We start from the raw sequence: 22,573 nt of genomic DNA on the forward strand, positions 1-22,573 counted from the left end.
GGAGGGGTCTAATTTGAGCAGTTATATTAGACGGAGATTAATTCAATTACTTCCCGTCATGTTTATCATTATTTTTATTGTTTATAGTCTGGTCTACTTTGCCGGTGATCCAGTATTACTTATGCTGCCTGAAAATGCAACACAAGAAGACATCGCCCAAATGAGAGCTGCCTTAAATCTCGATCAGCCATTCTATATTCAGTTTTTCACCTATATGTCTAATGTTATTCAAGGAGATTTCGGAGATTCCTTCAGCTACAATCAACCTGCTTTAGATATAGTTTTAGAGCGTCTTCCGGCCACCATAGAGCTTGGTATTGCCTCTATGATAGTTGCTGTCGGTATGGCCGTCCCCTTGGGAATATGGTCGGCCCTCAAACGAAATTCTTTAACTGATGTTTTTATTACAGGTGGCACTGTGATCGGCCAGGCGATGCCAAATTTTTGGCTGGGTATCATGCTCATTCTAGTTTTTTCCGTGAACTTATCTATTCTTCCCGTTTCAGGGACCGGCACTTACGCTCATCTAATCTTACCAGCCATCACCCTTGGAACAGGAATATCTGCACAAATCGCCCGATTAACTCGTTCGAGCATGTTAGAAACACTGAATCAGGACTATATACGAACAGCCAAAAGTAATGGAATTAATCGTTTTTCCATTATATACTTACACGCTTTCCGTAACTCTTTAATACCAGTAGTTACGATCACAGCAATGCAGACTAATGCATTAATAGGCGGCGCCTTAGTAACGGAAATGATATTTGCCTGGCCCGGCCTGGGACAATTATTAATTCAAGCCATCCACGCCCGGGATATGGCCATTGTTCAAGCTTCCGTTTTCATTATTGCGATTATTGTTATTTTAATGAATTTTATTGCAGATATTTTATACAAACTTCTTGATCCAAGAATTCACCTTAAATAAGGAGGCAGAAGAACATGAGTATACCAGAAGAGAAACAACAACAAGATACTGTTTCTGCCCCGCCGCGATTAAAAAAAGTGTCCTCTGTTAAGAAATGGCTGAAACTTTTACTCCAAAGCAAGACAGGTACATTCGGATTATTTATTGTCATCTTTGTTTTTCTGACGGCTGCGTTCGCCCCATGGATCGCTCCACATGATCCGACAGAAAATAATTTGGCGCAAATGCTTCAGCCTCCTTTTTGGGCAGAAGGCGGCAGTATGGAACATATTTTAGGAACAGACAACCTCGGAAGAGATATGTTCAGCAGAATACTTTATGGCGCTCAAGTTTCCCTGCTTGTTGGAATTACGGCAGTTCTGATAGCCGGGACTATCGGTTTGGCCGCCGGTATCATTGCGGGGTATTATGGAGGTTTTATTGATAACTTGATTATGAGATTTGTCGATGCCTTCCTGGCTATACCCAGCATTCTATTAACTCTTGTCATATTAGGCATCGTCGGTCCCGGGATGTTTACACTCATTCTTGTATTAGGTATTACAAATTGGGTGAATTACGCAAGAATTGTAAGAGGGGAAGTCTTGTCGTTAAAGGAAAGAGATTTCGTAACTGCGGCCAGCCTGATGGGAGTCAACGACAGAAAAATCATGTACCGCCACCTGGTTCCTAATGTTTTTTCTTCTTTTATCGTTATTGCAACGTTAAGCGTAGCGACCACTATCATCTCTGAAGCTGCTCTTAGCTTTTTAGGAATGGGGATACAGCCTCCCCAAATCTCATGGGGCGGCATGCTCAGTTCAGGAAGAGATTACTTAGCTGACAGCTGGTGGGTGGCCACCTTCCCTGGACTGGCAATTACGATCACTACATTAGGAATTATATTTCTGGGAGATTGGCTGAGAGATGTTTTGGACCCTAAGACAAATATGAATCGGAAAGGAAGGTAATAGAATGGAATCCAATCAACCCCTTTTAGAAGTCGAACACTTAAGCACTCATTTTTTTACAGAAAATGGTGTAGTCCCTTCTATTAACGATATTACTTTTTCGATTGCCCCCGGAGAGATTGTTGCTTTAGTCGGTGAATCCGGTTCTGGGAAAAGCGTAACTTCAATGTCCATTATGGGACTGGTTGAATCTCCGGGAAAAATTGTGAATGGTAGAATTCTTTTCAACAATCAGGACTTAACAGCCCTTTCCTACAGAAAATATCAGAAGATTAGAAGGAACGATATATCCATGGTTTTTCAGGAACCGTTAACTGCTCTGAATCCTGTCTTTTCTATCGGATTTCATTTAGTAGAGACGATAATAGTACAACAAAAGGTCTCGAAGAAAAAAGCGAAAGCAATAGCTTTTGAATGGCTGGAAAAAGTCCGCATCCCCAACCCCAAAGAAGTGTTTGCTTCCTATCCACATGAATTAAGCGGCGGAATGCGGCAGCGAGTAATGATTGCTATGGCTCTCTCCTCGCATCCACGATTGTTGATCGCAGATGAACCTACCACAGCGCTGGATGTCACGATACAAAAACAAATACTGGATGTAATGAAAACTCTCAGCAAAGAATTGGACACCGCTATTTTGTTTATCACTCACGACCTCGGAGTAGTTGCTGAAATGGTGGATCGTGTCATGGTCATGTATGGCGGGGAAATCGTGGAAACAAGCAGTGTAAAACAGCTTTTTCACACCCCGAAGCATCCCTATTCTGAAGGGCTGTTGAAAAGTACTCCAAAAATCCAACAATCTGATGAAAAACTGGATACGATTGGCGGGGCAGTACCCTCTCCTGCCAATTTACCAACAGGATGCAAATTTCATCCACGCTGCCCTAAGGCGTTTGATCGATGTACATCTGAACATCCTTCATTAATAAACCTTAATAACGAAAATCAAGTTCGTTGTTTGTTGTATGAATCTTAGAAAGGATGATACCTATGACAGCCCACACCTCTCCCCTTTTAGAAATAAAAGATATTACAAAATCCTTTGATTTTTCAAAAGGATGGATGAAAAAGAAACAACAGTTTTTAACAGCAGTAAATAATGTAAGTCTCACTATATATGAAGGAGAAACCGTCGGTATCGTAGGAGAATCGGGGTGCGGTAAATCGACCCTGGCAAATGTCGTAATGGGGGTGCTCCCTCCGGATGAAGGAAAGATTATGTTTAATGGTACTGATATTTTTTCATTATCTAAAAAAGAACTTAAAAACAAACGAAAAGGATTTCAAATGGTGTTCCAGGACCCTTCCTCTTCCTTGAACCCGCGCATGAAAGTTTTTGATATCATCGCTGAACCGTTACGGGCTTATAAAATGGCAGTGGGAGAGCGTTTAATTGAGGAAGTAGAAAGCCTGCTGACAAATGTCGGCCTGGATATCAGCTATAAAGAGCGATATCCCCATGAATTCAGCGGCGGCCAAAGGCAGCGTATTGTCATTGCCAGGGCTTTAGCTCTAAAACCAAAGTTAATCGTTTGTGATGAACCAGTATCTGCCTTAGATGTTTCGATACAAGCCCAAATATTGAATCTTCTTCAGGAATTACAGGAGAGATACAGCTTGACTTATTTATTTATTGGTCACGGTCTTCCTTCTGTTCATTATATAAGCGATCGTATCGCGGTTATGTATCTAGGGGAAATAGTGGAGATTGGGAAGAAAGATGTTATTTTCAATAACCCGGCTCATCCATATACACGTGCTCTCTTATCTTCTATCCCAGTGCCAGATCCCGATCATCATGAAAATAGGCCACAAGAATCTTATATCCTGGGGGATATGCCCAATCCTACTGATCCTCCATCTGGATGCAAGTTTCATACACGCTGTCCTATTGCTCAAGACATATGTAAAGAAAAATCTCCAGCCCCGGCTTCTGTTCGGGATAACCAGGAAGCAGCCTGTCACTTTCCCATAATGGAACCGGCAGCAGAATTATCGCAAGAACAAAGAGCCTCTGTTTATTAGAAAGGAGAAACCATGATGGACCTGGCATCCTATCATCTTTCCGATTTATTAAAGATCGAAAAACCATTCGCAAAAAATAACTATCAGGGGAACTTAGAAGATCAAAAGGTATTTAACGTAAAAAAAGGTTCTATCCCCGTTTTAGTGTCTGCTCCACATGCCACAAAACATAAAAGAAACCAAACAGTCAAAGAACAGGATGATTTCACAGGAAGTATCGCTCTGCTTCTCCATGAATTAACCGGCTGCTATCTTATCTATACCACGAAAATCAGCGGGGAAGATCCAAATTTCATAAAAGGAGGTGGGACTTATAAAAAAAAGGCTGTGGAGTTAGTTCAAAGCTTTCCCATTACCTATTTACTTGATCTTCACGGGGCGTCAAAAAAAAGGACATTCGATATTGACATGGGGACCTGCTACGGAAAAACGATGAAAAAGGAGACCTGTAACAGTATATTAAGCACCTTTCGAGCGTTTGAACTGCATGATGTAAAACAAAATTATCGGTTTCCTGCCACGAATCCAAATACAGTCTCCCATTATACCCACTCTATAACTGGAATAGAGACAGTGCAGCTAGAAGTGAATGAAATGTATCGAAACCCGCAGGAAAACAAAGATTTATTTTTAAAATGCTTAGAAAGTCTGAAAGGGGTAGTTAACAAGCTTTCTTAAGTAAAAAGGAGAGATGATTTTCTATATGAAAAAAATTCCGTATTTACTGTATGCTGCCTTGCTAATAGCTGTCTTTACCTTTAGTTACAACCCTTCCTTGAGCCACGCTTCTAGTTCTGCTATTGCTACCGGGGAGGCTACGGAGGATGGAAGACCAGTAGCGTGGAAAAATCGCGATCATTGGTCTACTCCAGATGGATGGAAAGTATATCCATTTTATTATGAAGCAGATTCTTCCTCTTTTGGTCCGGGGGATTCGTTCACATCTCGATTTAATTACGTAGGAGCAACAGCGGAAGGGGAATCCGGAAAGGATCCTATTACTGAAAAACAAGTACCTTGGGCAGGAGCGAATGAACAGGGGTTAGGACTGGTACAGGTTCATGGGCACACGTTAACGTCCGATTTTGCCGCAGATCATGGGTATCCTGTATCCCAAGACCTGGACAACGGCATAGCGGCCGGTTTGATGAACCATATTTTATTATCACGGGCCGAACACGTAGACGAAGTAGAACAAATTCTGTGGGAAACGAACGACGGTGGTGGTTTTAATAATAGCTTTGCCAGAAATACATCAACCATAATAAGCGTATTTGACCGCTGGGGAAATGCTGCCATTTTCGAGATAGACGGAGATAGTTTTACGAGAGACAATATCAAGGAAGAGTACACCCAGGACGAAGACGGTTATTACTCTGCTTCCCATGAGGACAGCAAGGGACTTCTCAGTGCTGAAAATAACAATTCGGGTGATTCCCCAAATGCCTCTAATCCCGAAGATGGGGAATACAGCGGTTATGATTGGCGGACTAATTTCAGCAAAGTGGATTGGGCAAAATCAAATGGGTTTCCCTACTTCGTCGATGAAGAGACGACAGATGTGGTAGACAACGAAGTAACAGCTATCGACGATATACCTAACGGCGTACACGATTGGAATTATTCAACTAGCGCAGTAAAAAGGCATACCAGAGCCGGAATTAGAATGGATGACCCCCACCCTATAAATTACGAATACTTTATTCAAAAAGAAGTAGGATCTCATGCACTGCCAACCGAATGGTATATGGAATCATTATCAAGGAGCATTGGTAATCTTCCCGCTGACGACAAACCGCTCGGATGGCATTTGAATCGTCACGTTAGTACCTTTGGTTCTGTTATTTCCGGAGCAAAGCAGGGGGATCCCCATGAAGGAAAGCTTACGACCATGTGGATTGCTCTTGGAGAGCCCTCGGTCAGTATGTTTGTACCCGTTTTTCCATTTGCCGGGGACCCGCCAGATGTGCTGGATGATATGTATCTGGCCACCGATGAAAAAAGGCAGCAGGTTTATGAGTATGATGGGGTGGAAGCCTGCGGTTACAGCTGTGGCAGAAATAACAATAGTACTGCCGACTTGGAAGCTCTTGCAGGAAAAGAAAGTGATGGCGAGGGCTACTATGGAGAAGGAGGAATCCAGAATAACATTTTTAAAATCGAGGACTGGATTTTTGATGAGTATGAAAGTTTTATGGATGAATTAAGAAACAATAACTATTCTGATGATGAGCTCGAAAAGGAATTGGCTGATTGGCAGAAGGGCATAGCAGAACAAGCAAGAACTCACTACGAAGAGGGAACTGTTCCGCAGGAATAATTAATTAAGGAGAGAAATAAATGAAACGAACATATTTCTTGTTTATTGCAGCATTATTCATCATGTTAATAACCGGCTGTGTAACCGCAAATAACTCGGAAGAAGAGGCTGACCAGGAATCATCGGCGGAGGAACAAGATGATGGGTCTTCTGCGTCAGAAAATTCTAAATCTGAAGATGACACACTAACAATTGCGGTAGGAGTTGACATGGCTACCTTTGATATCCATGACCACAATAATACATTAACGGAAGCTATGCACATTAACATGTTCAACTATCTATTCATGAGAAATGATGAAACCGGTGAAATAGAGCCGGACCTTGTAGAGGAGTATGAAAATACGGATGATCTTACGTGGAATATGACTTTAAAAGAAGGAGTTACTTTTCACAATGGGGATGAGCTTACTGCAGAAGATGTACAATACACATTAGAACGCGTCATTGAAGATGAGAGTTTAACAGAGCACTCTCAATATAATCAAATAGATGAAATTAACGTTATTGATGATCATGAGTTTGAGATTGTAACGCATGAACCAGAACCAGTATTGCTGAATCGTTTGTCGCGCATCGGCTCTAGTATTCTTCCCAAGGATTATATCGAGGAAAATGGATGGGACCACTTTTTAGAAGAACCTATTGGAACCGGCCCTTTCCAATTCGAAGAATGGAATCGGGACAGTGAAGTGATCTTCTCACGGTATGATGACTATTTTGAAGGCCCTGTGGAAGACTGGGAAGAGCTTGTGTTTCAAGTTATTCCTGAAACCTCTACCGCTGTAGGGGAATTACTGACAGATGGAGTCGATATCGTGTTCGATGTTCCTGATAATGAGTGGGAACGTATAGAGGGGAATGAAGGAACATCGGTGATCACCGGTCCTTCTCAACGAGTGGGGCTGCTTGGATTACGTCATACGGAAAGCTATCCCACTTCTGACCCCTTAGTACGGGAAGCAATTGATCTGGCCATTGATAATGAAGCATTAGTAGATCATATTTTAGGAGGTGCAGGCGTACCAACCAGGACCCGGGTCACCCCTGGCAACTTCGGAGCTAACGAAGAGTTATTTGATACCTATTTGTATGATCCTGAGAAAGCTGAAGAATTGTTGGAGGAAGCTGGGTATGGCGGCGAGGAGTTGGAGCTTACGCTGCACGCTCCGATCGACCGATATACGAAAGGGGAAGATATAACGGAGACCGTAGCAGCAATGCTGGACGAAGTCGGGATTACAGTGAATGTAGATTTCATGGAATTTAACAATTTCTTATCTACGAGACGTGCTTTTGAAAACGAAGATATGTTTTTTGCTGCTTTTGGAAATTCATTATTTGATGGAGATGTGGCATTAGATGTATACCGCTCCGGGCGTGCAGAGGGTGAATTGGATTACGAAAATGAAGAAGTGGACCGGCTACTTGAAGAAGCATCAACCGACATGAATCCCGAGAGCAGAAAAGAAAAGTTTGAAAGAATACAGGAGATAGTAGCTGAAGAACGACCACATGTATTTCTTTACCTTCAAGACAATGCTTATGGAGTAAACGATGCAATCAATTTCACCCCGCGGCAGGATGAAATGTTTTATGCCCCGGATATAACAAAAGATTAAAAGGAATGGGGGCTGCAATTCAGCAGCCTCTCTCCTTCTATCTATAGGGAGGCTGGAATTAATGAGACATCAGTTCGGAGTAAGCAGCGCACATCCATTGGCTACAAAAGCTGGAATGGACATATTGAAAGAAGGAGGCAACGCCGTGGATGCAGCCATTAGTGTAGGCTATGCATTGGGCGTGGTGGAACCCTATGCCTCTGGAATTGGCGGCGGAGGGGTAATGATGATCTTAAAAAAGGACTGGAAAGAACCTATCGTTTATGATTATAGAGACAAAGCCCCGCTCTATATAGAAAAAATGGAGTCCCAAGCTGCCGTTCCGGGTTTTCTTAAAGGCATGGAAACGTTACGGAAACAGCATGCTTCCATGCCTATCAATAAAATAATGAAACCAGCAATCGAACTTGCTGAAAAGGGATTCCCCATGCACGGCATACTTCAAGAGAACTTAGAAAAAGCAGAGCATTTGAATAAAAGGGAACTCCCCCATTTTTTTAATAAGGAGAAGCCTTTAAAGAAAGGAAACATCCTTTACCAAAAAGAGTTAGCAGATACATTGCGCTGTATCAGCAGGGAAGGTGAAAAATCCTTTTACTCAGGTGAATTAGGAAGTCAAGTGACGCAAGCTTCCCCTCAATTGACGTCTGAAGACTTACAAAACTACAGCGTTAAAATCGGAAAACCGGTTAAGAGTTACTTTCATAATCATGAAGTCTTTACTCCGCCTCCTCCATTATCAGGCCCTGCTCTATCTCAGGTCCTGAAAATGGTAGAAGCATTCAAATTAGAGGAGCAAACGAAAACCGATTATATAAACAGCCTCGCCAGGATTGTGTCCTTCGTTTCAGAAAAGTATAAAGCAAGCTCTGGGGATCCAGATTTTATATCGATTCCTTCTCATTACTGGCTGGATGAAACCCACCTTTCCAAACTGCAGGAGGACATAACCGGCCAATTAAAAACTCATCCTTTTGCTTTACAGGGAGACATTAATGATTTTAACAGCACGACTCATTTTTCCATCATGGATGGTGAAGGAACAGTGATAGCGGCTACTCATACCATTAGTGATTTTTTTGGCTGCGGCACCTGCATAAATGGTTTCTTTTTAAACAATCAACTAAGGAACTTTAACGATGATGGAATAACTCCCAATTGTTATGAGCCAGGAAAGAGAACTCATAGTTTCATTTCTCCAGCTATTGTTTCGGATAATGAACGGGCCCTCGTCCTCTCCCTGGGGTCCTCGGGCGGCAACAGAATTCCGATGGTATTAGCCCACTTTTTAACTCAATTCTTTAAAAAGAATAGAGTAATGGAAGAAATACTAAACGACCACCGATTTTTTTACAAAGATGGTGAATTGAGATTGGAATGCCACCCAGGGGAAGAATCCTTATGTGCACTTTCTGAAAAATTTTCCAATATTGCTATATTAAACAACAGCTTATACTTTGGTGGTTTACATATCCTTATAAAACAGAACGGCCAACTATCAGGAGGAGCGGATCCAAGACGAAAAGGGAGTGTAAGGGTTCGTTAAAAATGGAGAAAACAGAAGGAGAATTACTATGATGACAAGGAGGAAAAAAATTGTTTCAAAAAGTACATGAGGTAACTTCTCTTCACAATGGAACGGTCACCAATGTTTACGTAGATTCCACTGCTTATGTATATGAATGGGAACCATTACTTTCCATAGAAAATAAAAATAAAGAAACCATCGTAATTTCCTTCGGTGCGAGTGGTATTATCACACAACTTAATGTAAAGTCTGGTGATCAGGTTTCTGATAATACAATCATTGCAGTAATTGAAGACGACATGCAATTATCAGGCAGTGATTGACTCATTATCTACTTGTCTTACAACAGCGCAATGAGGATTGGTCTCATTGCGCTTTCCTTTATATTTCCTTTAGATCAAACGATACGACTCGATCAGTGTTTGGGTTATACGTAACCCTCGCCTGTACTTTCATCGTTTCCTGCGGCGATTGTAAGGTGAATTCGTATGTTTCTCTTGTCTGATCCGTATTCACCTGGGTGGTCCCCATCGATTGATAATCGGTCACCTCGTAATTGGGGTATGCTCTTTGAGTAATCTCCAATAAATACCTCCCCCAGCTTTCCTCCTCCAGCTCCGGGGACGGTGTTATTTCTATATTGATTACACCGACATCCGTATTGGCCCCCAATGCTTCAAACGCTCTCCGTTGCAAATTGATGCGGTTCGGCGGAAATCCCTGAACTTGATCTACCACAGTAACAATGATTTCCCGCCCCGTCGTGACATTTCTGATTTTTAACGACTGCCCACATTGGTAGGGAGAACTTTCACCGACAGCGGCGGTCATGTACTGGTAATCAGACCAGGAGCTCCCGCATTTCGTCACTGGTCCTCCCTCTGTCCAAGTAGCCTGCCCCTGCACGGTTTGCTGCCTGCCAGAATACACTGGATATTCCCTGTGATAAGCTGCCGGCGGAACAATAGCGGCGGGTTGGTAGGAGTACACGTGCGGATAGGCACCGGGGCCATAAGCATAATAGTAATACATTTTTTTCCTCCTGTTCAGCATAAACTCCATGACAGCCTATGCTCGGCTGCCCAATTTGTGAAAAGCTCTCTACTCTAACAGGTGGCTCCATTATTTTATTTCAAACTGGTCTACAATAAGTTAAAGGCGTTGGAATCCAAATCCAACGCCTTTTTCAGACCCGCTCCAGGGATTGCTCAAACTCGTTGAAACTGTTGTTTCCCTGAGCTTTCAAGAAGCTCCATTTTTTCTTTCACAATATTTTTGGCTTCCTGTTTTGCTTTCAGGAAATAACTTCTTGGATCAAACGCTTTCGGATCTTCTTCAAAATGCTTCTGCAAGGCTGCAGAATATGCATTTTTCAGCTCAGTCGAAACATTCATTTTGGCCATACCGAGCGATATGCATTTTTTGACTTCTTCGGCCGGGATGGCGGAACCGCCGTGTAAAACCAAAGGGACCTCAACATTCTGAGCGATTTTTTCTATTCTGGGAAAATCTATTTCAGGGGGACCGCTGTAAATGCCGTGCGCGGTTCCAATGGCAGGTGCCAGAGTCTGTACTCCCGTTTGTCTGATAAATTCCACACATTCTTCCGGGATAGCTTTTTCAGCATCTTTATCTTCCACAACGATTTCGTCTTCCACCCCTCCTACTTTTCCCAGCTCTGCTTCTACATTGATTTCAAGCGGTACGGCTATCTTAACCACTTCCAGCGTTTTTTCTACATTTTCATCAAAGGGATGCATAGAGGCATCGATCATAACAGACGTATAACCAGCTCTTATACATTCCAGAATAATGGAATACTCCTGGCAGTGATCGACATGCAGGGCGATGGGGACAGGGTATAATTCAGATGCCTTTTTTGCATTATGGGCAATGACATCAGCACCTAGTTGTTTCACCGTCCCTGTCGTTGTCTGAATAATAACCGGGGACCGCATTTCATATGCTGCCTCTGCCACAGCATACAGCATATCTAAAGAATGTACATTAAACGCACCAATGCCGTATTGGTTTTTTCGAGCGTCATTTAATAGTCCGGTGGATGAAACAAGTGCCATCGTTACAACCCTTCTTTCTGTAAGTCTACTTTCTCGGTTAGAAATGCATGCAGTGCTTTTTCATCCGGTGCCTTCAATAACTGTGTGCGATTCTCTTCCTCCATAAGCATGCGTGACAAAGAAGACAATATTTTGAGATGAGTGTCTCCTTCTTCCTTTTCAGGAATAAGCAATGCTATAAAAAAAGAAGCGGGACGAGAATCCATCGAATTCCATTCGACTCCCTGTTTTGTTGTTACAATAATGATTGCGGGTTGTTTGACTTCTTTTGATTTCGTATGAGGAATCGCGATCGCATCCTGAAATCCGGTCGTACTTTGTTTTTCCCGTTCCTTCAATCCTTTTACTATCTTTTTTGGCTTTTTAGTTATTCCTTCCTGTTCTGCCTGCCCGGCAATTTCCCGGAACACCTCTTCCTGGGTTGCGGCCAGGGAATGGAAAATAATATTTTCCGGTTTAAGCAAGTTGCTGAGTCTCAAGATTCTCCTCTTCCTTTCCGTCTCTGCTGCTTTTTAGACCAGTCTGCTTCAGAAATTTGGCCCTCCGGTATGCTCCAAAAATCACACCGCCAATGAGGGACCCGGCAAGAATCGCTGCAAGCCATTGCAATACTCCCGACACCACTGGAAGTACCAGGAACCCGCCATGAGGTGCCGGAACCTCCACTCCCATCAAATAAGTTAATGTAGCAGCAATGGAAGAGCCCAGCATCAGGATCGGGATAACGATAATTGGGTTCTTGGCTGCAAACGGAATAGCTCCTTCTGTAATGTGCGTGGACCCAAGTATAAAGTTGACAGATCCCGCATTGCGTTCTGATTTGTCGAAATACTTACGGAAGAACAACGTGGCAAATGCTGTGATCAGGGGAGGGGCAATACATGCAGCGGACACTCCGGCCATAAAATACATGTTTCCTTCTGATAACAGCGCGGTTCCTGTCACATAAGCTGCCTTATTCACGGGCCCGCCCATGTCAAAAGCACACATTGCCCCGACAATAATTCCAAGCAGAATGGGGCTGCTGTTTTGAAAACCAGTTAAAAAGGATTCCATTCCTGCGTTAATCGCTGACATTGGCTCTACTAATAAAGTCATCAATACTCCAGTGATGAAAATGCCGAAAACAGGATATAAAAAGATAGATTTAAGTCCGTTTAAAGACTGTGGAATTTTTTCTAAAAGCATTCCCAGCCCCACAACAATGTAACCTGCCGCAAAGCCTGCTACAATACCTCCTAAAAATCCAGCACCGCCTTCGTTTGCGATCAACCCTCCAACAAAACCAGCAACAAGACCGGGACGTTTTCCGATCGATTCCGCAATAAAAGCTGCCAGAATGGGTACCATAATCTGAAATCCATAACCACCGATGGTATTCAGCATCCCGGCGACCGGGTTATAACTTTCATGTTCCGGGTCGGCCGAATATATACCGAATAGAAACGATACGGCAATTAACACCCCGCCTCCCACGACAAAAGGCAGCATATGGGATACACCGTTCATCAAATGTTTATACAGAGCATGGGTCATAGAACCTTTGCTGCTGTCAGAGTATTCTGTAGGTTCTGCCCCCTCTTCTGTCCGGCTGGTTCCTTTTTGTATACCGGCTTCCCCATTTTTAATTGTCCGGATAAGCTCCCCGGCATCTTTAATTCCTTTACCGACTGAAACGGATACAACGGGTTTTCCATCAAAACGATAAGCGTTTACATTTTTATCAGCTGCTATGATAACGCCATCCGCTTTGTCAATCTCCTCTGGAGACAACTCGTTATCCACCCCGGACTGTCCATGTGTTTCGACTTTAATATCCACTCCCTCTTCTGCCGCAGCCTTGTTCAATGCTTCTGCTGCCATAAACGTATGAGCAATTCCAGTTGGACAGCCAGTCGCTGCCACTATTTTGATATCAGGCATTTATGGTTCCCCCTTTATGAAACGTTAAGTGTACTTCTGATAACAGATTTTTGATATCTTTTATCCCTGCCAGTCCTTTAGAACATGCCGTAGCAGTCCCGGCAGCCGAGGCATAAGTCATCGACTCTTCTAAACTACTCTGTAATTCCCGTCTGCCAAGAAATGCTGCCAATAAAGCATCACCAGAACAGGCTGTGTTCACTACCTCCCCTTTTGGGGCATTCGCTATCACAATCCTTTCCTTTGAAATATAGATAGAACCTTTCTCCCCTCTTGAAACAATTACTTGTTTCGCTCCTTTTTCCAAGAGTCGTTGAGCCATAGAAACAACCTGGTTTTCGCTAAGGGGTTTATCATTTATTCCAAAAAAAGATCCCAGCTCATCATCGTTTGGTTTTAATAAATAGGGCCGATATGGAAGACAATCCATTAGTGCGGGTGAACTGATGTCAAGTACTAGGTCGACTTCCCTTTCCTGACATATCCTGGCGACCTCTACATGGATGTCATCTTCTACATTTTTAGGGAGACTTCCTGAGACCACTAGTTTACTGTGACGGGGGAGCTGTTTTATTTGAGCCAGCATAGCTTCAGAAGCCTCCCTTGACACTGCCGGCCCGTTGTTCACAATTTTGAATTCCTGATCAGCATTCGCAAACACATTTATACGAGTAATCCCTTCAATTTCAATAAAATTTGTTGCTATTTTCATTTTTTCTAATTCTTCAGCAATAAACCGGCCGGAGAACCCCCCGATAAAACCTAAAGCCGTCGTTTCCAGCTGCATCTGCTTCAACATAATCGAAACGTTAATACCTTTTCCGTTTGGCTGATAATCCTCTTCCATGGTCCGGTTGACAAGGTTAGGTTCTAATTTTTTCATACGGACAAATAAGTCAATGGCTGGATTAAATGTACATGTGTATATCATGGTTTCTCACCTAGTTTCTGTGTTGTTTAACTTATCTACATTGTGGCACAGGATGTTATGTAAATGTTTACACAATCCGTAAAGGCTTTCATGAGAAATAGAATACAAAAAAAATGCCTCTTTTTACGGAAGCATTCGAATCATATAAGCATCTAATAAGATACGGGCGATAACACTCAGGGGCAGGCGGGAACGAACTTCATAATCAGGAAAATAGGAATGTTCTCCTTTATAACCAATAAAACTCATATCAGACAATTCTCCTAACGACGATTCCACCCTGGTTAAAAGCGATAATGTTGATATTTTTTTCATATTTAAATTTTTACAAGCTTCTACTAATTCTTCCGTTTCTCCGCTCAGGGAAATAAAAACAGCCAGTTCATCATCTTGGATTTCCTGAGATTTACGTCTAATAATATTTGGATCATTGTGCATTTCACAATTCTTTCCGCCAAGCTGTAGTTTCAGGGTCATTTCATTAGCAATCATTTCAGAAAAACCTCTGGCAAATACGTAAATTTTCTGAGCATCGTAAATTTTTTGTACAGCGTCCTCAATGTTCCCTATACTCAGCATCTCAATTGTTTTGTTTACTTCTTCTTTATTTTTTTCAATGGCTTTTTGTATTTTATTTTCGATCGTGCCCATTGTATTCGACTCATCTTTCAAGGCCACTCGTTCTTTCAGGTGATATTTGAAATCCGTATAGCCTTCGTAACCGATTTTTTTCATCAGTCTTACTATGGTTGCTGTAGAAACATTCGCATTTTCACTTAATGTTACAATGGACATCAGCGATATTTTTTCAATATGCTGATAAATATATTCCAGTAAGTACCTTTCCGAATCACTTAAGCTGCTGTACATGTTTGCAGGTATATTAAATAAAATCTTTTTATCATCCATGGTTGCCCTGTCCCTTCTATTTTGTTCTTACTAAACAAACAGTACCACATTTTCTTCTGCTACTGGTTATTGTTCCAAAAACCGATTTATTTTTCATTTCATCTCCTATATTATTTGTGTTTAAAGTCCGCACACGACTGGTTACCATGGATATATATGAAATTTCCGGTTTTAATACGAACGATCCCCTTGCTGAAATGTTCTGTTTATATTATAATATGGAAACTAAGAAGCATACATTTGCAGGTGATAGGGATTATTACGAAAGACACAGCCGCTGCCAAAAAAGACTTGGCCCATATGTACAATGAAGTGTCGAAAGAAATATTTGGTGTTGGGACCACCCTTTTAAAAATTTCCATTTTTGAAACAGAATCATTTATTACATTACAGGCCCGGCACAAAAAGGCTTCGCGCTCCAATGCCCTGGAATGGGAAGCTCCCGACCTCAAACAGGAAGTAGATTTTCGGCTGTCTGCCCTCTTTAAACGTAAGCTTAAAGAAAGAATAGAGACGGATCTTAACCTGAATATTGAGGCGATTTTTCGTGACTACGACGCTTCTATTCAATACGCTTTTACGAATATTATGTTCCATGAAGGGGGAGAGGACAACTGAACCCGGACCAGGATCTGGGAACAGCCCTCGCATCCAGCCTTTTTCGCGGCTATACGATTTTAATCTTTCTATTTTCGAGGACTCTCTTCTCTTTGTTTACAAGGAGAGGATGATCTCATAGAGCATCGTGTTCTAATGGGATCATCCTCTTTTTATTTTCTCTTTTTTTATCGCTGCTCATGTATGTCTTTTATTCTATTATCAGGAGGCTTCCCAATGAAAATTCGCCATTTACTTGCTTCTTCTACTTTGTTTCTTTTACCTTTGAGTGCCTGCGGCAGCTCGGATGATGGTACGTCTTCCTCCGAAGAACCAACGGAATTGGTTATCTCTACCTGGGGCTTTGCAGAAGACTTCTTTCGCAAAGAAGTTTACGCTCCTTTTGAAGAAGAACATAATGTTGAGATTGTGCTGGAAACCGGCAATAATTCCGAACGGTTGAACAAAATCCGCCAGGGGAATTCAAGCGTGGACTTGATTTATTTATCCGACTATTATGCGCAGCAAGGCATTAATGACGACTTATTTGCTGAAATCAACTATGACAATATTCCCAACGCTGAAGATATTTACGATGTTGCCCAAGCTCCCTTAGGCGAAGCATACGGCCCGGCATATACGATCAGCCAATTGGGCATTGCCTATAATCCCGAAGAAACAGACGTGGATATTACTTCATGGGAAGACTTATGGGATCCTGCGCTGGAAGACAGTATTGCTGTCCCCAGTATTACAGCAACAGCTGGGCCGATGCTGCTGGACGCTGCCTCTGTCGTTAGCGGCAAGGATCAATTTGATGAAGACGAGGCCTTTGCTCAAATGCAGGAGCTGAATCCGAATATTGTAAATGAATATTCGCAGACTTCCGCTTTTGTCAACATGTTCACCCAGGGCGAAATAGCAGCAGGGCCGCTTATGGAAATGTTTGTTGCTGACTTAAAAGAAGCTGTGCCGGAAGCTTCCTTTGTATCCCCCGAAGAAGGGGCCTATGCCGTCATGAATACTGTAAATATTACAGCAGACAGTGAAAACAAAGAGCTGGCGGAAGAGTTTATCAACTGGCATTTAAGCGCTGAGGTACAGAAAGCTTCGGCTGCAGCCAAAATCGACTCCCCTGTCAATACCACCCTTGATCTTTCTGAGGAAGAAGCGGAAGGGCTGACATACGGAGCAGATACCATTGAAAATCTGAGGGTCCTGGATATTGAAATGGTCAACGAACAATCCGAAGCCTGGACCGACCGATGGAATAGAGAATTAACCAGCAACTAAAAAGGAGGACTTAACGTGGGCAGGAAAAAAATTTGGCTGGATGTGGATACCGGCATCGATGATGCGCTGGGTCTCATGCTCGCCTGCAGCCATGAAACGTTTCAAGTCGAAGGGGTATCTACGGTAAGCGGGAACGTTTCCCTTCCTAAAGCGACGGCCAATACACTGCAGGTATTAAGTTTGCTCCATAAAAAAGAAACACCTGTTTACAGTGGAGCTCCTCACCCGTTTATGAGGTCTCCGGTTTATGAACATGCCGTTCATGGGGAAGACGGGCTTGGAGGACTGTCCGATCCAGCTTTCTCCCACGTCCCTTCTCTTCACCCCTTTGGTCCCGACCAATTGATTGAGGCGATAAGAAAGCATAAACAAGAGATGACGCTTATTTTCACAGGCCCGTTAACGAATTTGGCGATAGCTGTGCGTAAAGCGCCAGATATTGTGGATGATGTGGGGAATGTAATTTTTATGGGAGGGGTGATCAGGGGAGGAGGCAACATTACACCAGCAGCAGAATTTAACATGTATGCCGACCCTGAAGCAGCCCATATCGTGCTGCATAGCGGTTTTTTTCACCTTACGCAGGTGGGGCTTGATGTCACCAGGCAGGCGCTGCTTACGGAGAACCATTTGGCCGCCCTCTTCAAGGAAAACCAGGCAGTCGGAAAGTTTGTCTCCGATGTCACCAGCCATTATCGAAAACGGTATGAGCAGCGGAATGGAATCAATGCCTGTGCGCTGCACGATCCTTTAGCTGTTGCTTATGCGATGAAGCCGGAAATATTAAAAACAGAACCCTGTTACGTGGATATCGAATACAGCAGCAGGATATCAGATGGAAGTCTGGTCGCTGATGAAAATAACCGTCTGGGCCAAACGCCCAATTTATTCATCAGTTCGGAAGTAAATCTCCCGCTTTTCTATGAATGGTTTCATCAATCCCTTGTCTCACTAAAAATTAATGAAGGTGTTTCACGATGAGAAATATTTGGAAATATATACTAATTCTCCCCGGACTAGCAGGACTGCTCCTATTTATGGTTATTCCTCTCACAGGAACTATCGCCTCCACGTTTTGGGAAAACGGTCGATTTACGGTAAACGGCTACCTGGAATACATGCAGGACCCGTATTTTTTAAATATATTATGGGTCACCCTACGGACGAGCCTGATCACCACCCTTGTGTGCAGTATATTAGGATTTCCGACAGCTTATTTTATTTCAAAAACGCAGCCCCGCGTAAAAATGCTGCTGCTGTTGTTATCTATATTCCCCTTACTCACCAGTCCGGTGGTTCGTTCTTTCAGCTGGATGGTCATCCTTGGAGAATCCGGTTTATTGAATAATTTATTGACCTTTCTGGGGATCGCCGGGCCCCTGGATCTTTTATATACTCAATCCGCTGTCACCATTGGTCTCATCCATTTATTTTTACCTTTAAGCATCATTACTCTCGTAGGGGTGATGGATAATATCAGCGAGGATGTAACACAGGCTGCCGAAAGTCTTGGCGCGCGGCGCAGTACTATTTTCTGGCAGATCCTGCTTCCATTGAGCATTCCGGGGTTATTAACCGGAAGTATTCTGGTGTTCGTCGGCAGTTTCACTGCTTATACCACTCCTGCATTACTCGGGGGACGAGAACGAGTCATTTCTACGTTCCTTTACCAAAATGCAATGACGTTAAACGATTGGCAGCTTGCTTCCATCGTAGCCACCATCATGATTGTCGTTTCTTTTACTGTGATTGGGCTGATGAATTGGGCTGCGGACAAGATTGCTGTAAAAGGAGGAAAACTCAGTGGCTAACCGTATTCTTTTAACCACATTTACGACGCTGGTGTTTATTTTTCTGCTTGGCCCGCTTGCTATCATCGCTGCGGCTTCCTTTGGCGAAGCCAGTGTCCTGCAGTTTCCTCCTGACAACTGGTCCTTAAAATGGTATGCCAATATCTTTGAAGTGAAGGGGTTTCTTGATACCTTCAAGACATCGATGATTGTGTCCTTTGCAGGAAATGTATTTGCCCTTCTGCTTGGTCTGCCGGCCGCTTATGCGCTGAGCCGTTTTACTTTCAAAGGAAAAGCAGGACTGCAGACATTTTTTATTTCGCCGGTTTTAATACCCGGTATTGTGCTCGGTTTTTCCCTGCTTCGCTATATCATTGTTACCTTTAATCTTCCCATTTACGCGGCACTCTTTATCGGTCATACCATTATTATGCTGCCTTTTATTGTGCGTGTCATATCTTCGAATCTGGCAAGCTTTGATTTCTCCATTGAAGAAGCAGCTATCAGTCTTGGTGCGAGCAGAATCGGAACGTTTTTCCGGATCGTACTGCCAAACATCCGCGCCGGAATTCTGGCCGGAATTTTGATAGCTTTTCTTGAGTCTTTTAACAACGTGGACTTGTCCGTTTTTATGACAGGACCCGGGGTGAGTACCCTGCCTATTCAAATGCTGACCTATGTTGAAAATTACTTCGACCCAACCATTGCGGCCTTATCTGTTCTGCTCATGCTTCTTACTGCCGTTCTCATGTTTGCGATCGAGCGGCTGCTTGGACTTTCATACTTCACTAAAAACTAATGGAGGCTTCCCTCATGGCTTATTTATCATTGCAACAAGTGTCCGTTGCCTACCAAAAAACAAATATATTAGAACAGTTTAACCTGGAGATTCAAGAAGGAGAACTTGTCTCCCTGCTGGGGCCGAGCGGATGTGGAAAAACAACCACATTGCGTTTGATTGCAGGATTTCTCCATGCACACGAAGGGGCCGTCACCCTTCAGGACCAGGACTATACGAATGTCCCGGTTAATAAAAGAAACTTCGGTTTTGTGTTTCAAAATTATGCATTATTTCCCCATATGTCCGTCTTTGATAACGTAGCGTTCGGACTTCGGCAGCGGAAAGAATCCAAAAGCGCTATAAAAACCAAGGTCCTGGATATGCTTGATTTGGTGGGGCTGAAGGGATTTGAAAACCGGTTCCCTTCCGAACTTTCCGGAGGGCAGAGCCAGCGGGTTGCTATCGCCAGGGCGCTGGTCATAGAACCTGATTTACTGCTGTTTGATGAGCCGCTTAGTAACCTGGACGCCAACCTGCGTGTCAATATGCGTCTGGAGATCCGCCGTATTCAGCAGGAGCTTGGCATTACAGCCGTCTATGTGTCACACGATCAGGAAGAATGTTTCTCGATTTCAGACCAGGTCGCTATTATGAATAAGGGGAATATTGAGCAGCTCAGCAATCCCGCAGATATTTATCATTATCCAAAAACTTCGTTTATCGCTGACTTTATCGGGTTTAAAAATTTCATTACTTTTGACCGCAAAGAAAAACAGACAGAGGGCACCACTTATTATAAAGCTGATACTGCCTTTGTTGTCGCCGACCATCCGGGAAGCACCGGCAGAGAAGGAATGATGGGAGCCATACGCCCGGAAGATATCACATTTCATACCCGGGAGAATGCAGCACATACCAATTCCTTGTCCGGCACTATCCACACTGTCATTTTTCTGGGACGCAGCTACCAATACGAAGTAAGGACCTCTCTCGGGAATTTTACCGTAAATGAAGAAATGTTTGCTCCCCTGCAGCCGGGTACAGAAGTAGCTTTAACCTTTCCTCCTGACAAGTGGGTCATTGTGGAAAAAACGGAGGTGACCACTCATGCAGGTTGATACGCTCATTGTGAATGCCCGTATTTTCAATAGTTATGTGAAGACGTTTCAATTCCAGAACGCTGCGGTCGTGGATGGACGCTTTTTATACATTGGTCCGAAGGGGGAAGACTACTTTACGGCCGGCGAAGTGATTGATGCCGGCGGATGCTGGATGATCCCAGGTCTGATCGATATCCACCTGCATATCGAAAGCTCCATGGTAGCCCCTGGTACCTTTTCCAACGCCCTGCTCCATCATGGTGTTACGACAATTGTGCCCGAACCGCACGAAATGGCAAACGTTTTCGGACTGGACGGGGTAAAAGAAATGCTCCATGCCAGCAGAGATTGTCTCGTCGATATGTTTTATGCCATCCCTAGTTCCGTTCCGGCGACAAACATGGAGACGACCGGAGGTGCTATTACCATTTCGGATATGGAAACGCTCCTTCAGACCGAGCCGCTCGCCTGCATGGGGGAAATCATGAATTACACCGATATTATCCAAAAGCCGGAAGGGCGAACCAACCAATTGCTGCAATACTTCCGTGAGCATTATCCTGATTTTATTATCGAAGGACACTGCCCCCGTTTGATGGATATTGATCTGCAGCGGGTCATCCATGCCGGGGTGGATTCCGACCACACCCATCAAACCGTTGCCGGTATGGAAGAGCGGATAAAATCAGGCATGTTTATTGAAATCCAGGAAAAATCGATGTCTCCTGAGGTCATGGACTATTTAATCCAGCACGAGGTGAAGGAGCACTTTTGCTTTGTCACTGATGATGTTATGCCGGATTCTCTGTATTACCGCGGCCACTTGGATGCTGTGTTAAAAAAGGCAGTAGATATGGGGATGGCTCCTGAAGATGTTATTTATGCCGCCACCTATACTCCAGCCCAACGAATGAAGTTTCATGACCGCGGCGTGATAAAACCGGGAACGATCGCAGACTTCGTTTTATTAAACAACCTGGAAACGTTTGAAATCGAGAACGTGTTTAAAAACGGGAACCGTGCTAATACAGAAAACGGCAGGGAAAACCTGGGGCGAAGCTTTCCGGCTTCCTTTTACCAGAGTGTACAGCTCGCTCCTTTATCTGCTGACGATTTTATGTTAGAAGCAGCAAATACCAACCAGCCGGGACGCCGTACCACCCAACGTGTCATCAAGGTGAAAGATGGATCCACATTTACCCAGGAAGAACAGCATTCCTTTTCCGTTCAGAAAAACGGAAGGGTTTCATGGGAAAACAGCGGTTTTGGTCTATTGTCCACGTTTGAACGGTATGGAAAAAACGGAAACCGTGCTCATGTTCTTATCGACGGCGACATTATCCAGCGCGGCGCAATAGCCACGACCTACTCCCATGACAACCATAATTTATTGAGTATCGGCCACGATGCCGAAGATCTGGTACTGGCCTGCAATAAAGTAATGGAAGAACAGGGAGGGTTGTGCCTTGTGGAGAGCGGTGAAATACTAGCATTTGTTCCGCTGCCTGTAGGAGGCATTTTAACCGAAGATCCCTTAGACACCTTCGCCCCAAAAATAAAAAAACTGCGCCAGGAAATGATTCGTTTGGGATACCGACATTACAACCCATTGATGTCGCTGAGCACGTTATCCCTGGCGGTCAGTCCTGCCATTAAATTAACGGACCAGGGATTGATCGATGTGAATGAAGGAAAATTTATTTCTAACGCCGTGGACTAATGTAGTGTAAAAGAGGAGCTGTATCAAAGGTACAGCTCCTTCTCTCCCCAATCGTTTGCCACAAATGCGATA

22 protein-coding genes are annotated in these 22,573 nt (G+C 43.5%); 16 read left to right on the forward strand and 6 right to left on the reverse strand.

Features of this window, described 5'->3' with window-relative positions:
- Positions 1 to 13 precede the first annotated feature (13 nt).
- The 9 genes from G475_RS0100345 to G475_RS0100385 all read left to right on the forward strand — a co-directional run bounded on the left by G475_RS0100345 (position 14) and on the right by G475_RS0100385 (position 9,702).
- Complete coding sequence (locus tag G475_RS0100345) at positions 14 to 931, forward strand: ABC transporter permease (RefSeq protein WP_026699555.1); 918 nt, start codon at positions 14 to 16, stop codon at positions 929 to 931.
- 14 nt (positions 932 to 945) lie between these two features.
- A complete protein-coding gene (locus G475_RS0100350) occupies positions 946 to 1,881 on the forward strand; it encodes an ABC transporter permease (RefSeq protein WP_026699556.1) in 936 nt (311 codons plus the stop codon).
- A gap of 4 nt (positions 1,882 to 1,885) precedes the next feature.
- Complete coding sequence (locus G475_RS0100355; protein WP_026699557.1) at positions 1,886 to 2,860, forward strand: ABC transporter ATP-binding protein; 975 nt, start codon at positions 1,886 to 1,888, stop codon at positions 2,858 to 2,860.
- Positions 2,861 to 2,874: 14 nt separating this feature from the next.
- Positions 2,875 to 3,909, forward strand: coding sequence for an ABC transporter ATP-binding protein (locus G475_RS23825; RefSeq protein ID WP_035709711.1), 1,035 nt, complete (start codon positions 2,875 to 2,877; stop codon positions 3,907 to 3,909).
- Positions 3,910 to 3,921: 12 nt separating this feature from the next.
- A complete protein-coding gene (locus G475_RS0100365) occupies positions 3,922 to 4,587 on the forward strand; it encodes a hypothetical protein (protein ID WP_156911590.1) in 666 nt (221 codons plus the stop codon).
- Between the two features lie 25 nt (positions 4,588 to 4,612).
- Complete coding sequence (locus G475_RS0100370; protein WP_026699559.1) at positions 4,613 to 6,229, forward strand: C45 family peptidase; 1,617 nt, start codon at positions 4,613 to 4,615, stop codon at positions 6,227 to 6,229.
- A gap of 20 nt (positions 6,230 to 6,249) precedes the next feature.
- Complete coding sequence (locus tag G475_RS0100375) at positions 6,250 to 7,851, forward strand: ABC transporter substrate-binding protein (protein ID WP_026699560.1); 1,602 nt, start codon at positions 6,250 to 6,252, stop codon at positions 7,849 to 7,851.
- 61 nt (positions 7,852 to 7,912) lie between these two features.
- On the forward strand, positions 7,913 to 9,397 hold the full coding sequence (locus tag G475_RS0100380; protein ID WP_026699561.1) for a gamma-glutamyltransferase: 1,485 nt from the start codon (positions 7,913 to 7,915) through the stop codon (positions 9,395 to 9,397).
- A gap of 50 nt (positions 9,398 to 9,447) precedes the next feature.
- On the forward strand, positions 9,448 to 9,702 hold the full coding sequence (locus G475_RS0100385) for a biotin/lipoyl-containing protein (protein WP_026699562.1): 255 nt from the start codon (positions 9,448 to 9,450) through the stop codon (positions 9,700 to 9,702).
- A gap of 58 nt (positions 9,703 to 9,760) precedes the next feature.
- Here G475_RS0100385 and G475_RS0100390 read toward each other — a convergent pair whose 3' ends face one another.
- From G475_RS0100390 to G475_RS0100415, 6 genes are all read right to left on the reverse strand, one after another.
- The gene (locus G475_RS0100390) at positions 9,761 to 10,411 is read right to left on the reverse strand and encodes a DUF3889 domain-containing protein (RefSeq protein ID WP_026699563.1); all 651 of its coding nucleotides are present in this window, start codon (positions 10,409 to 10,411) and stop codon (positions 9,761 to 9,763) included.
- A gap of 176 nt (positions 10,412 to 10,587) precedes the next feature.
- On the reverse strand, positions 10,588 to 11,457 hold the full coding sequence (locus tag G475_RS0100395; RefSeq protein WP_026699564.1) for a class II fructose-bisphosphate aldolase: 870 nt from the start codon (positions 11,455 to 11,457) through the stop codon (positions 10,588 to 10,590).
- A gap of 2 nt (positions 11,458 to 11,459) precedes the next feature.
- A complete protein-coding gene (locus G475_RS0100400) occupies positions 11,460 to 11,936 on the reverse strand; it encodes a PTS sugar transporter subunit IIA (protein WP_233275708.1) in 477 nt (158 codons plus the stop codon).
- A complete protein-coding gene (locus tag G475_RS23830) occupies positions 11,914 to 13,380 on the reverse strand; it encodes a PTS fructose transporter subunit IIC (protein WP_051301990.1) in 1,467 nt (488 codons plus the stop codon). Before G475_RS23830 ends, G475_RS0100400 begins: the two co-directional genes overlap by 23 nt.
- Positions 13,373 to 14,311: a 1-phosphofructokinase gene (pfkB, locus tag G475_RS0100410; RefSeq protein WP_026699566.1), complete on the reverse strand. Its 939-nt coding sequence runs from the start codon at positions 14,309 to 14,311 to the stop codon at positions 13,373 to 13,375. Before pfkB ends, G475_RS23830 begins: the two co-directional genes overlap by 8 nt.
- 123 nt (positions 14,312 to 14,434) lie before the next feature.
- Positions 14,435 to 15,220: a MurR/RpiR family transcriptional regulator gene (locus G475_RS0100415; RefSeq protein WP_211233907.1), complete on the reverse strand. Its 786-nt coding sequence runs from the start codon at positions 15,218 to 15,220 to the stop codon at positions 14,435 to 14,437.
- A 246-nt stretch (positions 15,221 to 15,466) separates the two neighbouring features.
- On the opposite strand from G475_RS0100415, the gene G475_RS0100420 reads away from it, so the two are divergent.
- The 7 genes from G475_RS0100420 (at position 15,467) to G475_RS0100450 (ending at position 22,501) form a co-directional block, all read left to right on the forward strand.
- Positions 15,467 to 15,838 (forward strand): DUF2294 domain-containing protein, encoded by a 372-nt coding sequence (locus tag G475_RS0100420; RefSeq protein ID WP_324603197.1) that lies wholly within the window; start codon positions 15,467 to 15,469, stop codon positions 15,836 to 15,838.
- Positions 15,839 to 16,054: 216 nt separating this feature from the next.
- Complete coding sequence (locus tag G475_RS0100425; RefSeq protein WP_026699569.1) at positions 16,055 to 17,110, forward strand: ABC transporter substrate-binding protein; 1,056 nt, start codon at positions 16,055 to 16,057, stop codon at positions 17,108 to 17,110.
- A 15-nt stretch (positions 17,111 to 17,125) separates the two neighbouring features.
- Positions 17,126 to 18,091 carry a nucleoside hydrolase gene (locus tag G475_RS0100430; protein WP_026699570.1) on the forward strand — a complete coding sequence of 322 codons (966 nt, stop codon included), beginning with the start codon at positions 17,126 to 17,128 and terminating at the stop codon, positions 18,089 to 18,091.
- Entirely contained in the window at positions 18,088 to 18,921 is an 834-nt protein-coding gene (locus G475_RS0100435; RefSeq protein ID WP_026699571.1) for an ABC transporter permease, read from the forward strand. Before G475_RS0100430 ends, G475_RS0100435 begins: the two co-directional genes overlap by 4 nt.
- A complete protein-coding gene (locus G475_RS0100440) occupies positions 18,914 to 19,699 on the forward strand; it encodes an ABC transporter permease (RefSeq protein WP_026699572.1) in 786 nt (261 codons plus the stop codon). The genes G475_RS0100435 and G475_RS0100440 overlap by 8 nt, the downstream gene beginning before the upstream one ends.
- A 14-nt stretch (positions 19,700 to 19,713) precedes the next feature.
- Positions 19,714 to 20,799: an ABC transporter ATP-binding protein gene (locus G475_RS0100445; RefSeq protein ID WP_026699573.1), complete on the forward strand. Its 1,086-nt coding sequence runs from the start codon at positions 19,714 to 19,716 to the stop codon at positions 20,797 to 20,799.
- Positions 20,789 to 22,501, forward strand: coding sequence for an adenine deaminase C-terminal domain-containing protein (locus tag G475_RS0100450; protein ID WP_026699574.1), 1,713 nt, complete (start codon positions 20,789 to 20,791; stop codon positions 22,499 to 22,501). The genes G475_RS0100445 and G475_RS0100450 overlap by 11 nt, the downstream gene beginning before the upstream one ends.
- The last annotated feature ends 72 nt before the right edge of the window (positions 22,502 to 22,573 follow it).

It is taken from the genome of Salibacterium aidingense DSM 18341 (assembly GCF_000429685.1).
In the GTDB taxonomy this organism is placed as follows: Bacteria; Bacillota; Bacilli; order Bacillales; family Marinococcaceae; genus Salibacterium; species Salibacterium aidingense.